Annotated in this window: 19 protein-coding genes; 9 read left to right on the top strand and 10 right to left on the bottom strand. The window is 41.6% G+C overall.

Annotation, left to right across the window (positions count from 1 at the left end; translation table 11 throughout):
- Positions 1–112: 112 nt before the first annotated feature.
- The 3 genes from AC3ISB_RS02710 to AC3ISB_RS02700 all read right to left on the bottom strand — a co-directional run bounded on the left by AC3ISB_RS02710 (position 113) and on the right by AC3ISB_RS02700 (position 4,660).
- On the bottom strand, positions 113–1,633 hold the full coding sequence (locus tag AC3ISB_RS02710; protein WP_098370469.1) for an aldehyde dehydrogenase family protein: 1,521 nt from the start codon (positions 1,631–1,633) through the stop codon (positions 113–115).
- Between the two features lie 249 nt (positions 1,634–1,882).
- A complete protein-coding gene (locus AC3ISB_RS02705) occupies positions 1,883–3,316 on the bottom strand; it encodes an aldehyde dehydrogenase family protein (RefSeq protein ID WP_098370639.1) in 1,434 nt (477 codons plus the stop codon).
- An 18-nt stretch (positions 3,317–3,334) separates the two neighbouring features.
- On the bottom strand, positions 3,335–4,660 hold the full coding sequence (locus AC3ISB_RS02700) for an aminotransferase family protein (RefSeq protein ID WP_489275488.1): 1,326 nt from the start codon (positions 4,658–4,660) through the stop codon (positions 3,335–3,337).
- Between the two features lie 366 nt (positions 4,661–5,026).
- On the opposite strand from AC3ISB_RS02700, the gene rpoN reads away from it, so the two are divergent.
- Positions 5,027–6,388, top strand: a complete 1,362-nt coding sequence (rpoN, locus tag AC3ISB_RS02695) for an RNA polymerase factor sigma-54 (RefSeq protein ID WP_098370467.1) — start codon at positions 5,027–5,029, stop codon at positions 6,386–6,388.
- A 182-nt stretch (positions 6,389–6,570) separates the two neighbouring features.
- On the opposite strand, the gene bluB is transcribed toward rpoN, so the two are convergent.
- From bluB to dacB, 3 genes are all read right to left on the bottom strand, one after another.
- Positions 6,571–7,212, bottom strand: coding sequence for a 5,6-dimethylbenzimidazole synthase (bluB, locus tag AC3ISB_RS02690; RefSeq protein ID WP_098370466.1), 642 nt, complete (start codon positions 7,210–7,212; stop codon positions 6,571–6,573).
- Positions 7,213–7,306: 94 nt separating this feature from the next.
- Positions 7,307–7,912 (bottom strand): uridine kinase family protein, encoded by a 606-nt coding sequence (locus AC3ISB_RS02685; protein WP_489275486.1) that lies wholly within the window; start codon positions 7,910–7,912, stop codon positions 7,307–7,309.
- A 287-nt stretch (positions 7,913–8,199) separates the two neighbouring features.
- Entirely contained in the window at positions 8,200–9,621 is a 1,422-nt protein-coding gene (gene dacB, locus AC3ISB_RS02680) for a D-alanyl-D-alanine carboxypeptidase/D-alanyl-D-alanine endopeptidase (protein WP_430095831.1), read from the bottom strand.
- Positions 9,622–9,934: 313 nt separating this feature from the next.
- Here dacB and AC3ISB_RS02675 point away from each other — a divergent pair, with 313 nt between their 5' ends.
- The 3 genes from AC3ISB_RS02675 (at position 9,935) to AC3ISB_RS02665 (ending at position 12,410) form a co-directional block, all read left to right on the top strand.
- The gene (locus AC3ISB_RS02675) at positions 9,935–10,429 is read left to right on the top strand and encodes a PH domain-containing protein (RefSeq protein WP_098370463.1); all 495 of its coding nucleotides are present in this window, start codon (positions 9,935–9,937) and stop codon (positions 10,427–10,429) included.
- Entirely contained in the window at positions 10,429–11,892 is a 1,464-nt protein-coding gene (locus tag AC3ISB_RS02670) for a PH domain-containing protein (RefSeq protein WP_489275484.1), read from the top strand. Before AC3ISB_RS02675 ends, AC3ISB_RS02670 begins: the two co-directional genes overlap by 1 nt.
- A gap of 179 nt (positions 11,893–12,071) precedes the next feature.
- Positions 12,072–12,410, top strand: coding sequence for a hypothetical protein (locus AC3ISB_RS02665; protein ID WP_489275483.1), 339 nt, complete (start codon positions 12,072–12,074; stop codon positions 12,408–12,410).
- A gap of 50 nt (positions 12,411–12,460) precedes the next feature.
- On the opposite strand, the gene AC3ISB_RS02660 is transcribed toward AC3ISB_RS02665, so the two are convergent.
- A complete protein-coding gene (locus AC3ISB_RS02660; RefSeq protein ID WP_098370460.1) occupies positions 12,461–12,967 on the bottom strand; it encodes a general stress protein in 507 nt (168 codons plus the stop codon).
- 163 nt (positions 12,968–13,130) lie between these two features.
- Here AC3ISB_RS02660 and AC3ISB_RS02655 point away from each other — a divergent pair, with 163 nt between their 5' ends.
- From AC3ISB_RS02655 to AC3ISB_RS02635, 5 genes are all read left to right on the top strand, one after another.
- Complete coding sequence (locus AC3ISB_RS02655) at positions 13,131–14,195, top strand: M20 family metallopeptidase (RefSeq protein ID WP_489275482.1); 1,065 nt, start codon at positions 13,131–13,133, stop codon at positions 14,193–14,195.
- A 660-nt stretch (positions 14,196–14,855) separates the two neighbouring features.
- The gene (locus tag AC3ISB_RS02650) at positions 14,856–15,416 is read left to right on the top strand and encodes a 3D domain-containing protein (protein WP_098370458.1); all 561 of its coding nucleotides are present in this window, start codon (positions 14,856–14,858) and stop codon (positions 15,414–15,416) included.
- Positions 15,417–15,565: 149 nt separating this feature from the next.
- Positions 15,566–16,486, top strand: coding sequence for a ketopantoate reductase family protein (locus tag AC3ISB_RS02645; protein WP_377412539.1), 921 nt, complete (start codon positions 15,566–15,568; stop codon positions 16,484–16,486).
- A 228-nt stretch (positions 16,487–16,714) separates the two neighbouring features.
- Positions 16,715–17,983 (top strand): dicarboxylate/amino acid:cation symporter, encoded by a 1,269-nt coding sequence (locus tag AC3ISB_RS02640; protein ID WP_144527881.1) that lies wholly within the window; start codon positions 16,715–16,717, stop codon positions 17,981–17,983.
- A 211-nt stretch (positions 17,984–18,194) separates the two neighbouring features.
- Positions 18,195–19,613 (top strand): NAD-dependent succinate-semialdehyde dehydrogenase, encoded by a 1,419-nt coding sequence (locus AC3ISB_RS02635; protein ID WP_489275479.1) that lies wholly within the window; start codon positions 18,195–18,197, stop codon positions 19,611–19,613.
- A gap of 68 nt (positions 19,614–19,681) precedes the next feature.
- On the opposite strand, the gene AC3ISB_RS02630 is transcribed toward AC3ISB_RS02635, so the two are convergent.
- From AC3ISB_RS02630 to AC3ISB_RS02620, 3 genes are all read right to left on the bottom strand, one after another.
- Positions 19,682–20,788, bottom strand: a complete 1,107-nt coding sequence (locus tag AC3ISB_RS02630) for an AI-2E family transporter (RefSeq protein WP_489275478.1) — start codon at positions 20,786–20,788, stop codon at positions 19,682–19,684.
- 318 nt (positions 20,789–21,106) lie between these two features.
- Positions 21,107–22,633 carry a succinyl-CoA:acetate CoA-transferase ScpC gene (gene scpC / locus AC3ISB_RS02625; protein WP_141992690.1) on the bottom strand — a complete coding sequence of 509 codons (1,527 nt, stop codon included), beginning with the start codon at positions 22,631–22,633 and terminating at the stop codon, positions 21,107–21,109.
- 131 nt (positions 22,634–22,764) lie between these two features.
- On the bottom strand, positions 22,765–23,415 hold the full coding sequence (locus AC3ISB_RS02620) for a LytTR family DNA-binding domain-containing protein (RefSeq protein WP_098370453.1): 651 nt from the start codon (positions 23,413–23,415) through the stop codon (positions 22,765–22,767).
- Between the last annotated feature and the right edge of the window lie 72 nt (positions 23,416–23,487).

Here is a 23,487-nt window from a genome sequence, read left to right as displayed (position 1 = left end):
ATTCCGGCATTTTATCTGCGATTTTTGAAATATATCTACGATTTCCGGCATTTTATCTGCGATTTCACAAATAAAGGCTGTTCCACAAGGAACAGCCTTTTCGTCAAGCTATTTACTCTTCATCAAACCAGCCTGTTGGCTGGATATCCAAGTTGTTATTGATTTGCTTCACTTCGGTGTAAGCTTCGTAACCGAAAGTTCCCAGTTCGCGTCCATTTCCACTTTGCTTGAACCCTCCCCAAGGAGCTTCGTTATAAGTCGGATGATATGAGTTTATCCACGTGATGCCTGCACGCACTTTTTTTATGACACGGTACGCTTTTGCGATATCATTCGTGAACACCGCTCCCGCTAAACCATATTTCGTATCATTGGCCAGTCGAAGTGCTTCCGCTTCATCCTTGAACTTTTGAACGACAAGCACCGGTCCAAAAATTTCTTCCTGCACAATCCGCATGTCCGGTGTCGTATCAACAAAAATAGTAGGTTCGACAAAGTAACCTTTATCCAAGCCTTCTTCTTTTATTCGATTTCCACCGACGATTATTTTGGCACCTTCTTCTTTTCCGATTTGGATATACGATAATATTTTGTTCATATGGGCTTCTGAAACAATAGGACCCATCTGACTGCTTTCATCAGAACCTGAACCTACTTTGATCTTTTTCGCCTTCGCAGTAAGACTTGCAATGAACTGATCGTAAATGGACTCTTCCAACAGTAAACGAGAACCTGCTGAACACACTTGTCCTTGATTACAGAAAATCCCGTATAGAGCATAATCAACGGCAGTCTCAAAGTCAGAGTCGGCAAATACGATATTTGGCGATTTCCCGCCGAGCTCCAATGTCACCTTCTTTAGGTTACCGAGTGAAGCCTCCATGATTTTACGCCCTGTTTCCGTCCCTCCTGTAAAGGCCACTTTATCGATTTCCTCATGTTCGGCAATGGCTTGTCCAACAACCGGCCCCGCTCCTAACACAAGGTTTGCGACACCTTTTGGCAATCCGACTTCATCCATGATTTCGAATAGTTTGACCGCTGTCACAGGGGTGATCTCAGATGGTTTGAACACAACGGAATTTCCTGCTGCAAGCGCCGGGGCGAGTTTCCATGCTGACATCATTAGCGGAAAATTCCATGGAACGATCTGCCCGCATACACCGATTGGTTCCCTTACGACCATCGCTTGCTGACCGTCAGGAACTTCAAAAGTTTGACCTGTCGGTTTTGTAGCCAATCCTGCATAATATCTAAAACAGGCTGCTGAATCCGCTATATCATAACGAGCCTCACGTAATGGTTTCCCATTATCCAATGTTTCCAACGTAGCTAATTCTTCAGCTTTTTCTTCTATTTTGTCGGCTATTTTGAATAAAATGCGAGCTCTTTCCACTGCAGGAGTTCCCCACCAACCACCTTCATAGAAAGCATATTTTGCTGCCTCGACCGCTGCATCCACATCTTCCTGTGTTCCTTCCGCAGCTTTGGCAATAACTTCCCCGGTGGCCGGATTCAATACATCCCTCTTCTCTCCTGAAGTCGAATTCACCCATTCCCCATTGATGAACATCTTTAAGTCCAGTGCTCCCGTTCCCTCTTTTTTCGTGTTATTTTGCAAAGTTTCCTGCATGTAAATTCCTCCTCGGTTTTAAGTTATCTACCTATATATAAGATATGAGCAAGATTCATGCCAGTTTGAAATGATAGGTAAAACACGTTTTTTTACCCTTTCCTGTCTCATTTAAATTCAACCGTGAATTACCTATTCATTTTTGCATAACACATGGCCAATCCTTCATCTCAACCTCTTTCAAGATTCACAGAAAAATAAACCTGCAGCTCAAAAAAAGAGATGAGCAGCTGCTCATCTCTTTTTTGATTAATTTCGGTTAATAATGACCAGTTTCATTTCCGTCATTTCTTCAATGGCATATTTTAACCCTTCGCGGCCAGTCCCGCTTTTTTTGACTCCGCCATACGGCATGTTGTCGACACGATAAGTTGGGATATCATTAATGATAACACCGCCGACTTCCAATTTTTCTGCGGCAGAAAGAGCCAGATTGATATTTTCTGTGTAAATCCCGGCCTGCAATCCGAATTCGGAATCGTTGACCAAGTCAATCGCTTCCTCAACAGAAGAAACCTTATTGATCAAAACAATGGGAGCGAAGACTTCCTGACAAGATACTTTAAGCATTGCATCCACTTCCAGCAACACAGTTGGATGCAGGATATTCCCTTCAGATTTACCTCCTGCTGCAACGATCGCACCGTGTTGTTTAGCTTCCCCGATCCAATCCAGGCTTCGTTGTACATCACCAGCACTGATTAATGCCGAAAGGTCCACAGACGGGTCCAAAGAATCTCCTAGTTTCAAGCCATTCGTTGCTTCTATAAATTTTTTGACGAACTCATCATATACCTCTTCATGAACATATGCGCGCTGTAATGAAATACAGACCTGCCCTTGAAAAGCGAATGCTGCCGATACACAGCGTTGGATGATTTTATCGATATTGATCCCTTTATCAACGATGACAGCCGCATTCGAACCTAGTTCAAGACTCACTTTCTTTAATCCTGCCTTATTACGGATCCCGATTCCGACAGCCGGACTTCCAGTAAATGAAATGCTCTTCACCCGTGAATCGGTGACTAATTTATCACCAATAACCGAACCGCTTCCGGTAACTAAATTAAACGCACCTGCCGGCAATTCAGTTTCGGCTAATAGTTCAGCAAGAAATAGCGAAGATAGCGGTGTTTGGCTCGCAGGTTTCAGGACAAGTGTATTTCCGGCAGCAATGGCCGGGCCTACTTTATGGGCAACCAGGTTCATCGGAAAATTAAAAGGGGTAATCGCACCCACAACGCCTAGAGGTTCACGGACTGTGTATCCTATCCTTCCTTCTCCGTCAGCTGTAGCATCCATCGTCAATGTTTCCCCATGAATCCTTTTTGCTTCCTCTGCTGCAAATTTATATGTGGCAATCGTCCGGGATACTTCAACCATTGCCGTTTTGATCGGTTTCGCTGCCTCTTTAGCAATAATTTCAGCTGCCTCATCTTTGCGGCTCTCCAAAAGGCTCGCAAGCTTTTCAAGTATTGCAGCGCGTTTATGACTAGGTAAAGCTGCCATTGTTTTTCTAGCTTGATAGGCTGATTCTATTGCCAACTCTACATCTTCAAGGCTTGCCGAAGGAATCTCCGCTAGAACTTCCCCGCTATAGGGAGACTTTAGTGTCGTGAACTTTTCAGCTTCTTGCCATTTACCATTAATGAATAATTTCTTTTTCAGCGTTTCCGTCATGACCATCACTTTCACCTCTTATAAAATTTCTTTTTCGACAGCAGTAAATGTCTCATCAAGGATTTCAATTATTCTTTCGACTTCCGATTTAGTAATGATTAGAGGCGGTGCGAATACGAGTGTATCTTGGTCAAACGTAACAGACCGGCAAATCAAACCATTCTTCGCCGCTTCAGCAACCAGTCTTGGAGCAAGCTGTGTCTCAAAGCCTTCGCCTGTTTGTTTGTCCTTTACGATGGAGATGCCTCCAATTAATCCAAGTGCCCTGACATCACCAACAATCGGGTGTTTGCTTTGAAGCTTCTTAAAGCCGGCAAGCAACTCTTCACCACGCTTCTTCGAGTTTTCTATCAAGTTTTCACGTTCAATTATTTCAATATTTTTCAAAGCAACCGCACATGCCATAGGATGGCCACTGTATGTGTAGCCGTGTAAAAGCGTGCCTTTTGAAAGGGCAATGAAATCCTGATGCATCTTATCATTCAGGACGACCCCGCCTAACTGTGCATATCCGCTCGTCACACCTTTTGCGAAGCACATCATATCAGGTACAACACCAAAGTGTTCAATCCCAAAATAAGTCCCTGTTCTTCCGAAACCTGTAATGACTTCATCCGTCACCATTAAAATGCCGTATTCATTACAAATCTCCCTTACTTCCTTAAAATAGCCTTCAGGAGGAAGGTTCACGCCACCAGCCCCTTGAATCGGTTCAGCAATAAATGCCGCAATCGTTTCCGGCCCTTCCTGTTCTATAACCTTACGCAACTCCTCAATGGAGGAACCGTCCACATGGTAAAAATCCGGTGCAATTGAATTCGTGAAGTCTCGGAACGGCTTCAGGCCAGTCGCACTTGTAGCTCCCATTGCCACTCCATGATAGGATTTCGAGCGGGAAATGATTTTTTGACGATTAGGCTGCCCTTTCAAAAGCCAGTAATGACGAGCAAGTTTGATGGCCGTATCATTCGACTCCGATCCACCTGAAGTGAAGAAAACTGCATTCAGATCCCCAGGAGCGATGGAAGCGATTTTGGCCGCCAACCGGATTGCCGGCTCATTGCTGAAAGTGGCGAAACTTGAGGTGAAAGCTAGCTTCGTCATTTGTTCCTTCGCGACTTCAGCCATCTCTTCTTGTCCATGTCCAATATTCACATTCCAAAGTGAAGCCATGCCATCAATGACAGTCCTGCCCGTGACATCCGTAAGATATATTCCCTTCCCTTCCTTAAAGATGAAACTTGGACCATCTGCCTGCTGTTGCTCGATTGCCGTAGTCGGATGAATAAAATGCTTTTTATCCAAATCGATTAATTCCTGAATATCCGTCGTTTCTTTGATCATGTAAAAAACACCCTTCTCTTGTAGTGGATTTTTTCAAGCTAGTTTATTTTTTTATTTATATATTTAGATATAGCAAGATGCATGCCAAATTATATGAGCCTTATATTAAAGGCATTCAGGTTAAAATGATTCATATATAAATCATTAGGAGTTTGTGTTGATTCGAATATAAATCGTTCGATTCATATTCGAATCACCCAACACCCATTCATTAGAATAACTTTGTCCCCCTCTTTATTTACTAATTGATGTTACAAAACCTGACACACTATGTTGAATTTTCGGAAGATTTGTATTATTATCATGTTAATATTTTTTAGCCCTCTTGAGCCGCCATGTTAATCTAAACGAAAGAAGTTGATATATATGCAGGTAGGATTTGAACTATACCAAAAACAAACTATGAAATTGTCATTAACCCCTGAATTACAGCAATCGATCAAGATCCTTCAATATTCGACCCATGAACTAATAGGTTTCCTAAACCGACAGGCTTACGAAAATCCCGTTCTCGAAATAAGCTTTAAAGACCCCCTCGCATCACTTTCTGAATCTAGCATTCGTACACCTAAAATAAATTCTCTGAAACGGTCCTCTAAAAGTAAAAGTTTCAACGGAGACAATGATTACAATCCAATCAACAATTATTCAATCAACACAGAAACATTGGAAAGCCATTTACTGGAACAAGTGAGTTTACTAAGTTCATTGAAAGCAATTGAAAGGAGGATTCTCCAATTTTTAATTGGGAACTTAAATGAATATGGATTTCTTGAATTGGATACCAATTGGACTGCCTCGCATTTTTCCATGTCCGTCGAAGAAATAGAAAAAATGATTCAAGTTTTGCAATCCCTTGACCCGATTGGAGTCGGGGCTAAAGATCTGGCCGATTGCTTACTCATTCAGCTGCGTGAGCATGAGGATCGCAATGAATTGGCGGTTAAGATCGTTAAAAAGCACTTAACGGACTTAGCAGAAAAACGCTACAGGAAAATTGCCGCCCTATACAAAGCGACCATTCAGGAAGTACAAGAAGCGTCGGATTTCATCCGTACGTTAAACCCGCGTCCCGTCAGTCACTTTTCCAATGATTTGACTCATTACATCATTCCGGACGTTTACGTGGAAAAAGAAAAAGAAGATTTTCTGATAACGGTCAATGATAGCTGCACACCTAAACTTTCCATCAGTCCTTTCTACAAGGACCACATCGCTCTGAATCCTGTCAATCCAGCTAAAGATTATATAAAAGGGCACATAAATGATGCCCAATTACTTTTAAAAGGAATCGAACAAAGGCAAATGACACTTTACAAAGTGGCAGCGACAATCGTGGACGAGCAGCAAGAGTTTTTCATGAAGGGAATCACGGGGTTAAAACCTATGACACTGAAAGACATTTCGGAAAAACTTCAGGTTCATGAATCAACAATCAGCAGGGCGACGAGCAATAAATATATCCAGACACCGCATGGCCTCTTTAAACTTAGGAACTTCTTTACTAGAGGGGTAAACCGCGCGAACAGCCAAGCAACCGAATCAACGACCACCATCAAAGAAAAAATAAAGGTCTTGATTGCCGATGAAGATAAGATAAAGCCTTTTTCAGATCAGAAACTTTGTCAAATATTCGAAAATGAAGGGATGAAGATCTCCCGCCGCACTATTGCAAAATACCGTGAAGATCTCGGTATACCGGGATCTTCAAAACGGCGTAGATTTTAAATTCAAACCAAATTTTGTGTCCATATTACGGAATGTTATATTTTGAAAGACTCTTACAAAGGATGTATCTATCGTAAGGGTCTTCTATTTTTTCACTGCTTCATTTCATTTTTTATGTAAAAAAATCAATTCCTTTCAACAAAAAACCCCTGAAACAGGGGCTAGAATCATAATATATAGTTTTATTTATTACCCCATTTATCTTTGAAAATAAGTTCATCCATCGGCCTTCTTTTTTCCCAATTAGCAAGTTCAAGAATGGGTTTATCCGGATATTGATCCGTATAGCCAATCGACAGGAGTGCGACGGGTTCTATATGCGGCGGAATCTCCAAAATATCACGAATATCATTTTTCTTATAAAAGCTTACCCATCCCATTGCCAATCCTTCCGCACAGGCAGCCAGCCACATATTTTGAATCGCGCAGGCTGTGGATAGGATATCCGTTTCCGGAATGGAGTTCCTCCCTAAAACATGGGAGCCGCCCCGTGTCGGATCGCATGTAACACAAATGGTGTAAGGTGCTTCTTTTAACCCTTCCACTTTCAAGCTAAGAAACTTATTTTCTTTATCTCCTTCATAATGAATAGCTAGTGCCCTTCTTTCTTTATCCGCTGCCCATGCCAAACTGTTCTTGGTTTCCTGAGATGAAATCACGATGAAACTCCAAGGTTGCATGAACCCTACAGACGGCGCATGATGTGCAGCATCCAAAATTCTGCGGAGTATATCCTTTGAAATGGGCTTAGGCAAAAAACTCCTGATATCCCTTCGGTTATAAATGGCTTTATATACGGCAGCTTGTTCTTCATTAGTAAACATAGTTTCCCCCCAAGTTTCCGGCTTTATCTAAACATACATACAATTTTATAGGTAAACCCTTACAATTAAAAGCGAGTTCCAGAAATCCAAGGATTCAGCTCGTTCCGTCCACAACAAGATTCGCTCTTTCTTTAGGCCTTTGCGCACCCACATAGAGATCTTCATGCACCATCCAATTATCCTCCCACATTTGCCGCGCTTCTTCACCATCCCGCTCAAGCCCCCGTTTCAAACGCTGATCGCGGGTACATTCCACCCAAATCGTAAAATCATGGTACCCTGCCAATTCTTTACGGATGGAATATGTTCCTTCTATAATAACAAGGCCTCCAGCAGGAACATCATGCCATTCGGCCATAGTGTCCGTTTTCCAATCATACCTTTGATACCTTGCATCTCGCCTATTCGTAAGCGGTTTCAGAATTTGATTTAACACCCGTTCCCAATCATAATCCGCACCAACCTGCTTTTGGGATGGAGGCAGTTGGACCCTATCCGATGATGGCAAATAAAAATCATCCATATGAACGACCGCGCTACCCGGACACTCAGCTTGGATACGGGAAGCGAGTGTACTTTTTCCAGATCCGCCCCGGCCGTCTATGGCCAATATATATGGAGATCGTTTTTTGGAAATTTCGTGAATTTCAGCTATAAGACTGCTAATCGTATACTGTCCATCAAGTGTTGGAAAATTCATGAGCATTCCTCCTATACTACTTATTTCTATTCATCCTCCCTGAAATTCCTTCCTTGAGAGGATAAAATGAAAAAAACTAGAAGAAGGTGCTGGCAATGTTATTGAATGATTATCGAATTGAGTACGCCATTCCGATTTGCGATCGAAATCGACATCGAGTCAGCAAATAAAATGGCTCATCGGCTGCATTCTGCCAATTCGGATTTGCCGAAGAAAATGAATTGGCAGATGCCCATCTGTTTCTAGCAGATTTCCCTGAACTTCAAACTTTGTTTTCCAAATGAATACTAAAGGTCACCCCCCAACCGGTTTTCCTTTTCTGCGAGCATCACGGCTATCTTATCCTGGATTGCCGTAATTCCTTTATCTTCTACAAAATTATTCAAGATGATCGAAAATATGACTTTTTCCCCTCTTTTGGTCGTAACATAACCTGATAAGGAGCTCGTTCCTGAAATCGTCCCTGTTTTAGCGCGAACATTCCCGGCTGCATATGTCCCTTTCATCCTCTTTCTTAGCGTACCGCCCACCATCCGATTTTCGTTGCCTGCAATCGGCAAAGCATTCAAGTAAGCAGGAAACCACGTTTTTTCCTGTACGGCATACAGCAGCTTCGTTATTTCATTCGCTGGAATCATATTGACTTGGGAAATTCCAGATCCATCACGCATCATGATCGTTTGCATATCGAGACCCATACTCTTCAGCTGATTTCGAGCAACCTTCAAACCATCCTTCCAGCTTCCCTCCCCTTCTGCCTCTTTGCCCATTTCCTTCACCAAAACCTCGGCATGGCTGTTATTGCTCAATTTCATGAAAGGAATAAGCAGTTGTGAAAGCGGCATGGACTGATGAGTGGCAATCATGTCCGCTCCTACTGGCGTTTTCCCTTTTTTCCTTTTTCCCAACACTTTAATTCCATGTTTATTCATTGAGTTTTCAAATAGGCTCAGGGCATATTCTGTGGGATCTTTCACCGAGATCCACTCTTTGGTCACCCCGGCATGCTCCGGAATGGTTCCCGTCACCGTAATGACTTGTGTGCCATGAGACCGTTCGACTTCAATTTTCTTATTGCCGTCTTCCGATTCAGTTTTCGTTTTGTTGATGACCTTCACATAATCCGTTTCCGGCTTCAGCTTCACCGTTGCCTTTTTACCAGCCTTTTTCCCAGGGGATATCTCCACAATGATGGTACCGGTATCGTAGTCTTCATTCGGGGAAGCAGTTAAAGCTGAAACGGCCGCCCCGTAATATTCCTGTTCATCGCTCCAAACTAAATCTTGGGAATAGCGAACATCGTCATACCAAGAATCATCGCCTATAAGATCCCCATGAACCACCTTAACTTGTTTGTGCTTCAGTGAGGCTGCCAGCTCATCGAAATCCTTTTCCAATAATGTTGGATCTCCTTTTCCTTTCAGGTACACATTGCCCTGCAGAACATGGCCAACTTGTACTCCTTTTATGTATAGTTCCGTTTGAAAAGCATGATCTTCCCCTAAAGTTTCCAGCGCAGCTGCTGCAGTCAATAGCTTAAGGTTCGAAGCAGGACGCAATCTCGTTTGCGACCCCCGTTCATAAATCATTTCCCCCGTTTCAGCTGAACGGATGGAAATTCCCGTTAATGCGCCAGACAATCCCGGCGATTCATCCAATATTTGTTGAATTTCCTGCCCTAGGTTTCCATCATCATTCGCAGCTTGCATCGATTCTCCATTAAAAAAACAAATCAAAAACAGGAAGAATATAAAACTCAACTTCCTTTTGTATGTCAAACCTATCACTCCCACTCTAAAAGCTCACCACTTCTATCTTGTCCAATTTACAGTCATATAAAAAGAAAAGATCCACTAGAAGTCCTTATATATACATACTCAGGAAACTGGAGGATTATTCGGCCGCCACTCCACGGAATCGATAGGAACCCCGACTTCATGATTTCTTGGCACAAAAGGATAATAGGAAACTTTCTTGTCGGTTAATCCGTATAAGTATAAAGACATAGTAAGGAGTGAATATATGTATTCAAAGATACAGCCACCAACCAAGAAAATTTCCAAAGAATCAGTGAAGGTTTGGCGGATTACTGAAGCCATTACCAATCTCATTATCCTCGCCGTCCTTGGCATCCTATTATTTGTTGATGATTATTTCACTTGGAAAGAATGGATTGGATGGATTTTAAACGGACTTATCGTATTATCTTTTTTTCATGCAATCTGGTCCATCTTCATTGAACCGATCTTATTGCAAAAGTATTGGCGTTACGACGTGAACGAAGAATTCATTCAAACAAAACATGGAGCCTGGAGTGAAACGCATGAACTCATTCCGATGACGAAGGTCCAATCCGTCGAATTGAACCAAGGACCGTTTTTGCGAAAATATAACCTTTATTCCCTTAGCATCGGAACAATGGGGGACTCTCATGACATACCTGCCATCCCCGAGAAAGAAGCATATGAATTACGAGATAAAATTGCCCATTTCGCAAAAATTAAGGAAGTGGATTAATGATGGAAGAACATACAAAACGATTACACCCTTTCAAAATCCCTTTCGAGTTTTGGAAATTGCTGAAAGGAAATGCGTTTTTCATCATCATGCTTTATGTCCTGAATTTCGGTTCTGAAAAGACGTATATGAAGGTACTCCAAATCGGTTTTCTAGTTTATCTGATTTGGAAAGTCATTTCCATCATCCTAAAATGGTATACGTATAAATACCAAATCAAAGAAGGAACCATATATATTACTTCAGGGCTTATCTCGAAATCGTATCGAACGGTCCCGCTTCATAAGGTACAGAATGTTCAGCAACGCACGACGTTATTTCATAAAATTTTCAGTTTAACCTCTTTAACATTCGAAACGGGGATGACTGGTGATCAGGGTACCGTACCTTTTGAGGTGATTTCCCGAAGAGAGGCCGAACGGCTTGAGGGGGAATATGCTTCAAAACAGGAAATTCCGGTTATCGAAGTGGATATTCCCGAAGAACGAATAGCAGAACCAACCCATGGAAAAACGATCCATTTCACACCAACCAAACAAGATGTGCTGAAAGCTTCCTTTACATCACTCAGCTTCCTTGCTCTTATCCCAATATTGGCTACGTTATATAATACACTCGATGATTTTATCAATTTGGAGAATGCCGAAGGGTTTCTTGCCAAGTTATTGGATACGTGGTGGATCATAACCATCGTTCTTGCAGGCCTCATATGTGTCGCAGTTGCCTTCGGAATCGTTTCCACATTCGTCAAATATGGAAAATATGAAATTTCATCCGATCACGAGCGCATATATATAAAGAAAGGTGTACTGGATGAATCCGCTTTTTCCATTCAGAAAGAAAAAGTACAAGCTGTAGAAATCACCCAATCAATCATTAAAAGATTGCTAGGCTTGGCAGAAGTGAAACTGGTAAGTGCAGGAAATACGGGCGATGAAGAGCTGGAAACGAATACACTCTATCCTTTTTTATCGATTGAACGGGCATATGGGATGGTAGAAGAGATTTTACCCGCTTACAAAGTGGAACGGTCAATGAAGCCGCTATCGAAACAGGCCTTCAAAATCCGAATGCTGCGGCCCAGCTTTTTCTGGATTCTCACAACATTGGCGATCTATTATTTCAAACCCTCCCTATGGTATATCTCGCTGATTTTACTCGTCCTCATTTATTCATTGAGAATAATGGATTACAAAAATAGCCGTTACTTGTTAAATGATGAGTTCATTCAGTTCAAATCCGGAAGTTTGGAAACATCACTATTCATTACCAAAAGAAGCAAGGTCATTCAAATTGAGGTGGAACGTTCGAAGTTGCAAAAGCTTTTCGGTCTTGCCACAATTGAAACGATCAACCGCTCCAAGCCTGTACACCATACAAAGCTCCAAGATGTAACCGTTGAATATGCAGACGAGTTTTACACATGGTATATGGGCAGGACAAAAAATATCCAAGTCGAATAGCAATCAATGAATGAAAGAGTTGACCATGGCAGTCAGCTCTTTTTTTATCCTCTATATCCCCCACTCATGTCAAAATTAATATTGGGAATTTTCTAACTTAAACTTTAAAAAAGACAAAGCAGACCGAAATATCTTAGAGAACCTAAATTATTTTGAGGAATATAAGGAGAATTGTCCAAATGAAAAGACTGACAGACTGGTATTTTAATTCGCTAAAAAAACAAATTTTGATTCCTTTTTTAGCTTTGATCATGATTGCATCCATTATCGCGAACACATTCAGCAATTTCGACGAAATAAAAAAGATGATGAACGATATGGTAAACGAGGTCACACTAATGGAGAGCAATGCAGAAAGATTAAATTCGATCAGTCAGGAAACTGCGGCAGGAACTGAAGAAGTATCAGCTTCCGTAGAACAAACGAATGCTTCCATGGAACAATTAAATGCCCTGCCTAGTGAATTGGATGCCCTATCCCAGGAAATGCACAAAGAAATAAAGAAATTCACATTCTAATCAAAAAAAGGGACGGGTCCTAAGGGATCCGTCCTTTTTTACCTTACGATTTATAGAGTTCTTCTACTGTTCGTTAGCGTTTCATCGGTTTCAGTTATTCCTGAGTAAGAAGAACTGGTTTTTCTCGCATCCGAATCGACTAACACAAGCAGCTTGCCACTCTTTACATCCGCTTCATAACGATTAGCTTCGTCTTCAGGTATGCCCATACCGATTAATGTACCGGCCAATCCTCCTGTACCAGCACCTACTGCCGCTCCGGCTAATGTTGCAGCAAGCGGCCCAGCTGCCAGTACCGGTCCGATTCCCGGAATAGCCAGCGCACCCACACCAGCTAATAATCCGGCAGCACCGCCCAAAATACCTCCGGTCGCCGCACCAGCTGCGAGCCCCTCTTCAACTTTTGTACCCGTTTCTTCATTCACTGTATTTAATTCTTCTTTATCTTTAGCTACCACCGAAATATCTTCACGATCATACCCTTGGGCCTGTAATGATTCAACAGCCTTTATGGCTTCTTCTCCAGTTTCATATACACCAATTATACGTTTATCCATATCTATCATCCTCCTTAAAGAATGTAAATTGTCGCTCCCCCTTTACATACCCCAGGGGATGAAAAGGCTAAACGTTATTTAACAGGAAAATATTTTTGAGTTAACCCTTACTTAGAAAGGGTATATATAATAATAGTATGCACATTTTTAGGGGGTTTTCTTTTTGCTCATCGATTTACTTAAAGATTTAGTATCTATTGACAGTTCAGCGAAAGCAGGAGCTAACCAAGCAGTTGATTACTGTGCGGACTGGCTTAAAAAACAAGGGCTTACCGTGAATGTGATCGTAAATAACGGTTATAAAATGCTTGTTAGCGAGATTGGCAGCGGAGATAAAACCGTAATTTGGAATGGCCATGTCGATGTTGTCAGCGGAACGCCGGATCAATTTTTCCCTGAGGTTCATGAGGGAAACTTATATGGACGCGGGACAGCCGATATGAAAGCGGGAGTTGCAGGGATGATGTGTGCATTTACCGAACTGAAAGATAAGGACTTAGGTTTGAAAATCCAGCTACAGATCGTATCGGATGAAGAGATTGGCGGGTTGAACTGTTCCGGATATTTAGCGAAACATGGTTATAGAGGGGACTTTGTAATCTGTGCTGAACCTACGCAATTGGGAATCGGACTCCAGGCAAAGGGTGCCCTTCGTCTCGATATTGAAGTATCCGGCAAATCCGCCCATGGAAGCCGTCCATGGGAAGGCGTGAATGCAATTGAAAAGGCCTATGATCTCTATCAAAAAATAAAGGAACTTCCTTTCACCCGGGATCATACTCCCCTTTACTCTTCCCCATCACTTAACCTAGCAAAAATAAAAGGCGGGGATGTTTATAATAAGGTACCGGATGCCTGTTTGCTAAGTCTTGATATACGTTATCTTCCTACGCAAACAATGGAAGATATCATTGCTCAGATCGAAAGTGTGACAGGAAATAATGTCCACCTTAATATGTATAGTAAACCTGTAAAAACCGAAGAGTCAGACCCATTCATCACTCTGCTCCGCCCGATTATCGAAAGGAACACAAAGCAGGACGCTGTCATTTTTGGGCAGCACGGCTCCGCAGATACCGTGTTTTTTGCGGCATATGATATCCCAGCCATTGAATTCGGTCCAAAAGGTGAGAACTGGCATGGAGATAGGGAATGCGTCAACCTTGAATCAGTAGCAGTCTATCAAAAAATGCTAGTCGATTTCGCTTCTGAATTTGTTTTAAATTAATCCAAATCATGAAAAAAGCCGGCATCACATAGATGTCGGATCAGTTTGTAGACAAAAGGAATTCAATTATAAAACACAGTTGATTGGAACGGAAGGTTGCGAGACTCCTGCGGGAAAAGCGCGTTCAAGGGAGACCCCACAGGCGCAAAAGCGCCGAGGAGGCTCCCGGACCGCCCGCGGAAAGCGAGTGCCTGGAATGGAAATCAACGTTCGAATTTTTACATACTCTCAAAAAAACTGTAGACAAACTCGATTTTCATCGAGTTTGCCTACAGTTTAAGCCGGCATCACATAGATACCGGCTTTTTTCATGCTCCGAATATCCTTTCCTACTAAAATAAATGGCACTCAATTGTTCATTATTGCGTTGGTTTTTTACAAAATATACAGGACTTTTAATTCAGGGAATGCATATCCATATTCTACCTCATTAAACAGTATACGCCATAACACCAACACTATTTACCAAAAATACGCTTATACTGACATAAAAAATAATATATTTACAATTAATAGATAAGTCCTTTTGTCCTAGTTTATATTACATTTATTTATCAAGGGAAACCTTTTTGTAACACAATTACTATTCCAGCGAAACATTGTTGTCATAAATACCTGTTATTCTAAGTCTACGATTTAAAACAAAGGAGACTATTCATTTTGAAAAAAATACTACTTCCACTTTTCACTGCTTTCTTCCTGGTATTTAGTTTTTCCGGAGTTTCATCGGCTGCTACTACTACATACAAAGTTAAAAGCGGCGACACACTATGGGGTATCGCCAATAAACATAATATAACAGTCAATCAACTCAAAAGTTGGAACAACCTGAAAAAAGATAACATCCATCCAAAACAAGTTTTAAAGGTCAAGAAAACATCGACTTCTGCTAAACCTAAAGCTACAGCTAAAACATCATCATCCAAGAAATATAAAACGATCACCGTGAAGGCAACAGCTTACACTGCGAACTGCAAAGGTTGCAGCGGTATTACAGCATCAGGTCTTAACTTAAAGAAAAACCCTAACGCAAAAGCCATCTCAGTCGACCCTAAGGTCATTCCACTAGGAACAAAAGTTCATGTAGAAGGATACGGGGATGCCATTGCTGCAGATAAAGGCGGCGCAATCAAAGGGAATAAAATTGACGTCTTCTACTCTTCTCACTCCAAAGCTATCAATTGGGGCAGAAAAACCGTTAAAGTAAAAATTTATAAATAATGATAAGCGCCAGTCTGAAACCTAATTCAGGCTGGTCTTTTGTTTTTCCCATTCTTACAAACACCTAAACAACCAGATTACCTTCAAACGGAATTATTTACTGAAATTTCAGTCAATGTTATGATTAGTACATCTTAATCAAAAGAGAGGTGTGCACATTGAATATTGTCATTATAGGGGCCGGGGCACTCGGCTCCTACTTTGGAGGCAGGTTGCAGCAGGCGGGGCAGCATGTTCAATACCTTGTCCGAAAAAACCGCGCCAAACAATTGAAAGAAAATGGCATCAGCATAACCAGCCCACATGGAAACTACCAATTTAACGACCTTCATATCACACAGAACGTAAATGATATTGAAAAGGTCGACCTTGTGATTCTCGCCGTAAAAGGTCAGCATCTGCAGGGCACCCTTACAGATTTAAAGGTCCTTGTTGAAAAGGGTGCAAAGGTCCTCCCGCTCTTGAATGGATTGGAACATGTATCCATTTTACAGGAAGAACTGGGCGATGAAGCCGTCTTGGGAGGAAGTGCCTTCATCATCGCCACTCTCGATGAAAAAGGTCATGTCATTCACTCCAATGATAATCACGATTTAATCTACGGCCCGCTCCATCCATCACAAAAAGAGATTTGTGATGAATTCGAACAGGCGGCCGGATCAGCTATCATGAAGGCTGGCAGAACGGAAAACATATTGATCAGGATGTGGATCAAATACATGTTCATCACCGCTTTCTCCGGTGTGACAACTGCCTCCAACCTCCCTATCGGCACGATACGGAGATTCCCTGAAACCAATGGATTGCTGGAAAAGGTCCTTGTTGAAATGAAGGAGCTCGCAAATGCTTATGGCGTCGGAATTACTGTGGAGAATATTGCACAGGCGTTGGAAAACATGGCAGGTTTACCTGATGAATCCACCTCTTCCATGCACCAGGACCGCCGGAAGGGCCTTACCCTAGAAGTGGAACATTTACAGGGCGGTGCACTGCGCCTTGCCGACAAGGCCGGTTTGAGACTTCCTGTGATCGGAACCCTTTATGCACTCATAAAACCATTCGAAAATTGATTTTTCCCAATACCGGCGCCCCACCGGTATTTTTTTATTGCAGTTTATTAATCTATCATGGCCCTAATGGACACTTTAATTCCTCTTCCACCCTTCAGTTATTAAAAATCCCAAGACCAAAAAGAACAAAAAGAAAACAATATCACCAAAAGAATATTCTGATTCTTCATTCTGTTACACTATAACCAAGTTAAGAAAGCGCTATCATATAACAAAGGAGAATGCACCTTGAAAATATTAAAAAATCTAACAGTTCAGGTCATCATCGGTATCATTCTGGGTATAACAGTCGGTTTCTTCTTCCCTGCTTTCGGTGAACAGCTGAAGATATTAGCTGATTTATTTATTAAAATGATTAAAATGGTCATTGCACCAATCATCTTCTTAACCGTCGTAATCGGAATTGGCGGTATGGGTGATATGAAAAAGGTTGGCCGCATCGGCGGAAAGGCCCTGCTCTATTTTGAAATCGTTACCACTTTCGCACTTGCCATCGGAATCATCGTAGTCAATCTGCTGGGACCTGGTAAAGGCTTTAACATCGATTCAGTCGAGGGCGGAGATGTATCACAATATACAACAGCCGCTTCCGAAACGGAACATGGCGCCGTTGCTTTCATTTCTAATATCATTCCTGATAATGCCGTTGCCGCACTGGCTGGCGGAGACTTACTCCCTATTCTATTCTTTGCCGTATTATTCGGATTATCAATGGCGGCAATGGGACCGAGAGTGCAGCCAGTCGTATCTTTCTTTCAGCATATTGCCGATATTTTCTTCGGCATCGTCGGTATGATCATGAAAGTATCTCCATTGGCGGCTTTTGGAGCAATGGCTTATACAATCGGTAAGTTCGGCCTTGGTTCTCTAAGCTCTTTAGGACAATTAATGGGTAGCGTATATATTACAATGGCACTATTCATCATTCTTATCCTTGGCTCGATCGCCAAAATCTACGGCTTTAATATTTTCAAGTTCATAGCCTATTTAAAAGAAGAAATCCTCTTAGTTTTAGGAACATCTTCGTCGGAATCAGCTCTACCAAGCGTAATGAAAAAACTCGAAAAATACGGTTGTTCAAAATCGGTAGTCGGTTTAGTTGTCCCAACTGGTTATTCTTTCAACCTTGATGGCACATCCATCTACTTATCCATGGCAGCGATTTTCATCGCCCAAGCTTATGGTGTCGACTTAAGCATCTGGCAGGAATTGACCCTTCTAGGAATCCTGATGTTAACATCCAAAGGAGCTGCCGGTGTAACGGGATCCGGTTTCATTACACTTGCTGCAACATTAGCTGCCTTCCCAATGATTCCAGTTGAAGGAATGGCATTACTGCTGGGAGTCGACCGCTTCATGTCTGAAGCACGTGCCATCACTAATCTAATCGGTAACAGTGTTGCTACAGTGGTCATTTCTAAATCGGAAGGTGAATTCAATCCAAATCAAGCCATCTCAGGCGATATGGGTGAAGTGGCCGTCTCATCGGAAAAATAATCGAATCTTGAATGAAGAGGTGTGTAACTTGCACCTCTTTTTTTTATGTCTTGCTCCCTTTCTATCAATGAATAGCCGATTTTCTATAAATAGCCAATCAAATAAATTTCAGAATCACATAAAAGTGTTTATACTTTTATGTAACAGGTAAAAGTATATAGTTAAAAGTTTTAGTAGTTTGATGGATTTAACCAAATTAGGAGGTTTTATCATGAAGGATTACGGATTATTTATTAACGGTGAGTGGTCGGATTTTGGATTGGATAAAATTGAAGTGAGAAACCCGGCAACGGATGAAGTAGTTGCAACCGTTCCTAAAGGCGGTGCAACTGAAGCGGCGAAGGCTGCAGATGCCGCATATGAAGCCTTTACGGGCTGGGCTGTACTATCAGTCTACGAACGTGCTGAACTAATTTGGAAATGGCATCGGTTGATTGATGATAATAAAGAAGAACTAGCCAAAATCATGACTGAAGAGCAAGGTAAGCCCCTTAAAGAGGCTCTTGGTGAAATGACATATGCAAATGGCTTTTTATCTTGGTTTGCCGAAGAAGGAAAACGGGTGTACGGCGAAACGATTCCTGCTTCCGTATCCAATAAGCGGCTTTTCGTGACAAAACAGCCTGTCGGAGTTGTAGCTGTCATTACGCCTTGGAACTTTCCTGCAGCCATGATTACAAGAAAAGTTGCACCAGCGCTTGCAGTCGGCTGCACAGTCGTCATTAAACCGGCAAACCTGACTCCCATAACAGCTCTAAAAATGGCTGAATTAGCTGAAGAAGCTGGTATTCCAAAAGGAGTCATCAATGTCGTGACAGGAAAATCATCAGAAATCGGCGAAACTTGGCTTCAAGATACAAGGGTTCGTAAATTGACGTTCACCGGTTCTACAGAAGTCGGTAAAACCCTTATGAGGGGCTCAGCTGACACGGTAAAGAAAATCTCGCTTGAACTCGGGGGTCACGCACCCGCCATCGTTCTTGAGGATGCCGACCTTAATAAAGCGGTTGATGGCATCATCAGCTCAAAATTCCGTAACGCAGGACAAACATGCGTCTGTTCAAATCGCATTTATGTCCACGAAGCCATTCAAGAAGCCTTCATCAAAAAGCTCGTTGCCAAGGTCAAAGAACTAAAGGTAGGAAATGGACTGGAGGATGGCGTCGATATCGGTCCGCTTATCGATCAAAATGCAGTTGATAAGGTTCAAAAACAAATTGATGAAGCAATCAGCAGCGGCGCTAAGCTCGAAGCTGGCGGTAAATCAATAAGCGGCCTTTTTCTTGAACCAACCGTACTATCCAACATTGATGACAGCATGCTCTGCATGAAGGAAGAAACATTCGGTCCTCTAGCCCCTATCGCCTCCTTTAAGACTGATGAAGAGGCAATCAAGAGGGCGAATGACTCCATCTTCGGTTTGGCAGCTTACGTCTTCACTGAAAATATCACCAAGGGCATCAAATTCACCGAGGCACTTGAATTCGGTATTGTTGGCTTGAACGATGGACTTCCTTCCGTTCCGCAAGCTCCATTTGGCGGATTCAAGCAAAGCGGGCTTGGCCGTGAGGGTGGACATCAAGGCATCGAAGAATTCCTGGAAGTAAAATATATTTCCTTAGGTTTGTAACCTATTTAGGCGCTTTTGCTCCTTCACTAAGAAAACGAGCCCGACTTAATTGAGTCGGGCCCGTTTTTTCATTCCAATATATCTTCTTCAAGCTTTTCCTCTTTTCGGATCCTGATGAATTTTACGATATTCAATACAATCGTTTTAACAACGGAATAAGTCGGAACGGCCAAAATCATACCGATGATACCGGCAATGTTTCCGGCCACGAGCAATAAGATGATGATGGTAAGCGGATGTGTGTTCAATTTTTTCCCGATGACTAACGGTGAAATGAAATTACCATCCAATTGCTGAATGACCGTTACAACCAGAATGACCAATAACGCCTCGGTCGGTGAATGAATCAATGCCACAATGACAGCAGGAGCGGCTCCGATAAACGGACCTACATATGGAATGATATTGGTTACAGCACCAATCAGCGCGAATAAGAACGCGTAAGGCAAACCAATGATTACATACCCGATGAACGTTCCGATCCCGACAAACATGCAAACAAGCATCTGCCCTTGTATGTATGTAGTAAGCGTCCCTCCAGTTTCCTGAAGTACTGTTAAAGCTGGTTTTCTATAGCGAACCGGAACGAATTTCATAATGGCGGCCGGAAGTTTATCCCCATCCTTCAACATATAAAATAGAATGAAAGGAACCGTTACGACCACTAAAGTAATATTCGTCACTACGCTGAAAACGGAAGATAAACTGTTCGTAATATTACTAGGTAAATCAGTCAAATATTTCTGAAGCGAGTCGCCCACTTCTTTCAGGGAAACATAGTCTTGTTCCATCGTCCACAAAAACCATTTTGAATCAGCTGAATCTTCAATAAACTTCCTTGTTTCATTGAAATATTCCGGGAGGTTATTGATTAAATCCGTAACCTGTTTGGACAGTGACGGGCCAACCAGACCGACCAACAAACTAATCAATCCCAGGAAAAATACATATAGCAATAATATCGACAATCCCCTAGGCACTCTTCTTTTAACCAGGAATTCAACAGTGGGGTTGAACAAAAAGTAGAGAAAACCTGAAATCAAGATTGGAAAGAACAATGTAGATGTAAAGATGACTATCGGTTCAAAAAGAAAAGAAATCTTTGTACCAACATAAAAAAGTAAAGACAATAGTAATAACTCTAACGTCCAAAAATGTAATTTTGTCTTGAACAAATTATCTCCTCCACTATAACCATTCTATTTAACTCCCTATTTCTAAGGATACAACATCATAAATACGAAAAATCCTATGTATGATAATCTCTCATTGTTAGCAGTTTACCATATTTCCATAACTTGAATGAATAATTATATACAAAAATAAAAGAAAAAGCCAAAAGATACAGTTCCCTATCTTTTTAATGGTTAAGCTTCATTTTAAAATATTCTATTTCCAGTGGTGCCGAAAGGTTCATGGGTTTGTTTTCACCAATAAGGGACACGGACCCAAATAAAAAAAACCCCGCTGTATTGGCGGGGTGGTTTTGTGTCTTATTTTTGATCTTGTAGTACTGCTTCAAGCATCGTACCATTTTTAGCTAGGTTTGTATGCCATGAAAATGCTTTTTCAAGAATGTGTGGAGTTTGATGCCCACCAGTTTGCGCAACAGCTTCAGTGAAGTATGCACGAAGTTGTGGACGGTAGTCAGGATGCGCACAGTTTTCTATGATTAACTCTACGCGCTCTTTTGGTGCCAAACCACGTAAATCAGCAATCCCTTGCTCTGTCACTAATACATCCACATCATGTTCAGTATGATCCACATGTGAAACGAAAGGAACGATACTAGAAATTTTGCCGCCTTTTGCATATGATTTCGTTACGAAAATGCCTAGGCGTGAGTTACGGGCAAAATCTCCTGATCCACCGATTCCATTCATCATTCTTGTCCCAGAAACATGTGTCGAGTTCACATTACCATAGATATCACACTCTAACGCTGTATTGATTGAAATCAAGCCAAGGCGACGGATGATTTCAGGATGGTTAGATATTTCTTGTGGACGAAGAACTAGTTTATCACGGTATTTTTCAAGCTCACTGTAAACTTGTTTACCTTTTTCTTCAGCTAATGTAATCGAACACCCTGAAGCGAATTTAACTTTTCCAGCATCGATCAAATCAAATACCGCATCTTGCAGCACTTCTGAATAAACTTCCAAATCTTTAAATTCAGAATCAAGGAAGCCAGCGAATACTGCATTTGCAACTGAACCTACACCCGACTGAAGCGGAGCAAGGCTTTCAGTTAAACGGCCAGCCTTGATTTCTTCACGAAGGAAGTTAATAAGGTGGTTGGCGATTGTTGCAGTTTCTTCATCCGGCGGCACGATTGTAGAAGGTGCATCAAGATCTGTGGAAACTACGATTCCCATTACTTTTTCAGGATCAACCGCAATACCGATCGAACCAAGGCGATCACTTGCTTTAGTCATAGGAATCGGTTCGCGTTCCCCTTGTTTAGCTGGTGTATATATATCATGCATCCCTTCCAATCCTTCTGGATGGGACACGTTCAATTCAATGATTACATGTTTAGCTTCTTGAACGAATATGGCTGAGTTTCCTACAGAAGTTGTCGGAATGATTAATCCATCTTCCGTAATCGCCAATGCTTCGATGATTGCAAAATCTATAGGTCCGACAATGCCTTGACGAACTTGTTCAGCTGTATGAGATAAATGCTGATCCACATAAGTGACTTCATCAGCATTAATTTTATTGCGAATACCTTTATCCGCTTGGAACGGCAAACGTTTGTTTATGATACCTGCTTCCGCCATATGTTGGTCGACTTCCGGTCCTAATGAGGCACCTGTATATACGTCAACTTTGAATTTTTCTGATTTAGCTCTTTCAACTAGAGCCATCGGAATAACTTTAGCGTCTCCAGCACGGGTAAATCCACTCATACCGAGTTTCATCCCATCTTTAATCCATGAAGCTGCTTCTTCCGCTGTAACTACTTTCCCCTTAAATTGTTCGTTGCGAATTTTTTTGAAAACGCTTTCGTTCATACAAAAGACCCCCATTTTTCGCTTTTCTTACACTTAATTTTACCAATCCTGTGTAATCATCACATTCGATTTCGAATGAAAAGCCTTAAATAGAGCATAAACCAGCATTTTTTTTACACAAAGGAGAATCACTAAAACCCCAAAGCCCTTCTAAATTGACTTGCATATGTTTGACTGACCTGGATTTTGGAGTTGTCTTTCATTATCAATAAAAATGTAGAATGAAAATCGGGAAGGATTTCTTGTATATAATTGATATTGACGATGTACGAACGATGCACACGAATGAATAAATCACTAGGTAAAATGAATTCCAATTCACTTAAATTCATTTTATGAAATCCACTCACACGTTCGGACTGAATCTTAGTTTTCCTATTTTGAGCTTCCAAATACATAATTTCATCATATGGAAGCGGTATCCAGCGGTCATCTGTTTTAATGGTCAAGAATGATGTCGGTAAAATTAATGGCTTTGACGGCAAGATGGCCGTTACCGCCCCTAAAGGATTGCCCTCGTCCATGATAGGAACACTCAGCCCATAGTAAGGTACGCCAAATACATTACTTTCAACTTGCACCCCTATTTTTTTACGAACACTCAGCGCTTTATATGTCGCCGTTTTTTCACTGAATAAATCACCCGGTTTTATTCTTAAGTCAACTTGTTTGCTCGGTTGATAATAAATGTATTTTTCTGAATCAGCCACAGAAATTGAAGCATCCTTCGGTACAAACTCCCTGATGATATTCAAAACGGATTCTACCGTAAATTGATCCATTTCCTTTCACCTCTTAAAAGAACATATTAATAATTTCCCTATTATTAAACAGGGCATTCATGAAATAATTCA

The sequence above is a fragment of the Peribacillus sp. GL_122 genome, assembly GCF_057835005.1.
Note: the sequence above shows the minus strand (reverse complement) of the source record. Positions and strands in the feature narration are given on the sequence as shown.

Bases quoted from the DNA above. Each gene is read 5' to 3' on its own strand.
- AC3ISB_RS02675 (WP_098370463.1), top strand. From the start codon at position 9,935: ATGTATTCAAAGATACAGCCACCAACCAAGAAAATTTCCAAAGAATCA.
- AC3ISB_RS02710 (WP_098370469.1), bottom strand. From the start codon at position 1,633: ATGCAGGAAACTTTGCAAAATAACACGAAAAAAGAGGGAACGGGAGCA.
- AC3ISB_RS02705 (WP_098370639.1), bottom strand. From the start codon at position 3,316: ATGACGGAAACGCTGAAAAAGAAATTATTCATTAATGGTAAATGGCAA.
- AC3ISB_RS02635 (WP_489275479.1), top strand. From the start codon at position 18,195: ATGAAGGATTACGGATTATTTATTAACGGTGAGTGGTCGGATTTTGGA.
- AC3ISB_RS02670 (WP_489275484.1), top strand. From the start codon at position 10,429: ATGATGGAAGAACATACAAAACGATTACACCCTTTCAAAATCCCTTTC.
- rpoN (WP_098370467.1), top strand. From the start codon at position 5,027: ATGCAGGTAGGATTTGAACTATACCAAAAACAAACTATGAAATTGTCA.
- bluB (WP_098370466.1), bottom strand. From the start codon at position 7,212: ATGTTTACTAATGAAGAACAAGCTGCCGTATATAAAGCCATTTATAAC.
- AC3ISB_RS02660 (WP_098370460.1), bottom strand. From the start codon at position 12,967: ATGGATAAACGTATAATTGGTGTATATGAAACTGGAGAAGAAGCCATA.
- scpC (WP_141992690.1), bottom strand. From the start codon at position 22,633: ATGAACGAAAGCGTTTTCAAAAAAATTCGCAACGAACAATTTAAGGGG.
- dacB (WP_430095831.1), bottom strand. From the start codon at position 9,621: ATGCAAGCTGCGAATGATGATGGAAACCTAGGGCAGGAAATTCAACAA.
- AC3ISB_RS02620 (WP_098370453.1), bottom strand. From the start codon at position 23,415: ATGGATCAATTTACGGTAGAATCCGTTTTGAATATCATCAGGGAGTTT.
- AC3ISB_RS02700 (WP_489275488.1), bottom strand. From the start codon at position 4,660: ATGATCAAAGAAACGACGGATATTCAGGAATTAATCGATTTGGATAAA.
- AC3ISB_RS02665 (WP_489275483.1), top strand. From the start codon at position 12,072: ATGAAAAGACTGACAGACTGGTATTTTAATTCGCTAAAAAAACAAATT.
- AC3ISB_RS02685 (WP_489275486.1), bottom strand. From the start codon at position 7,912: ATGAATTTTCCAACACTTGATGGACAGTATACGATTAGCAGTCTTATA.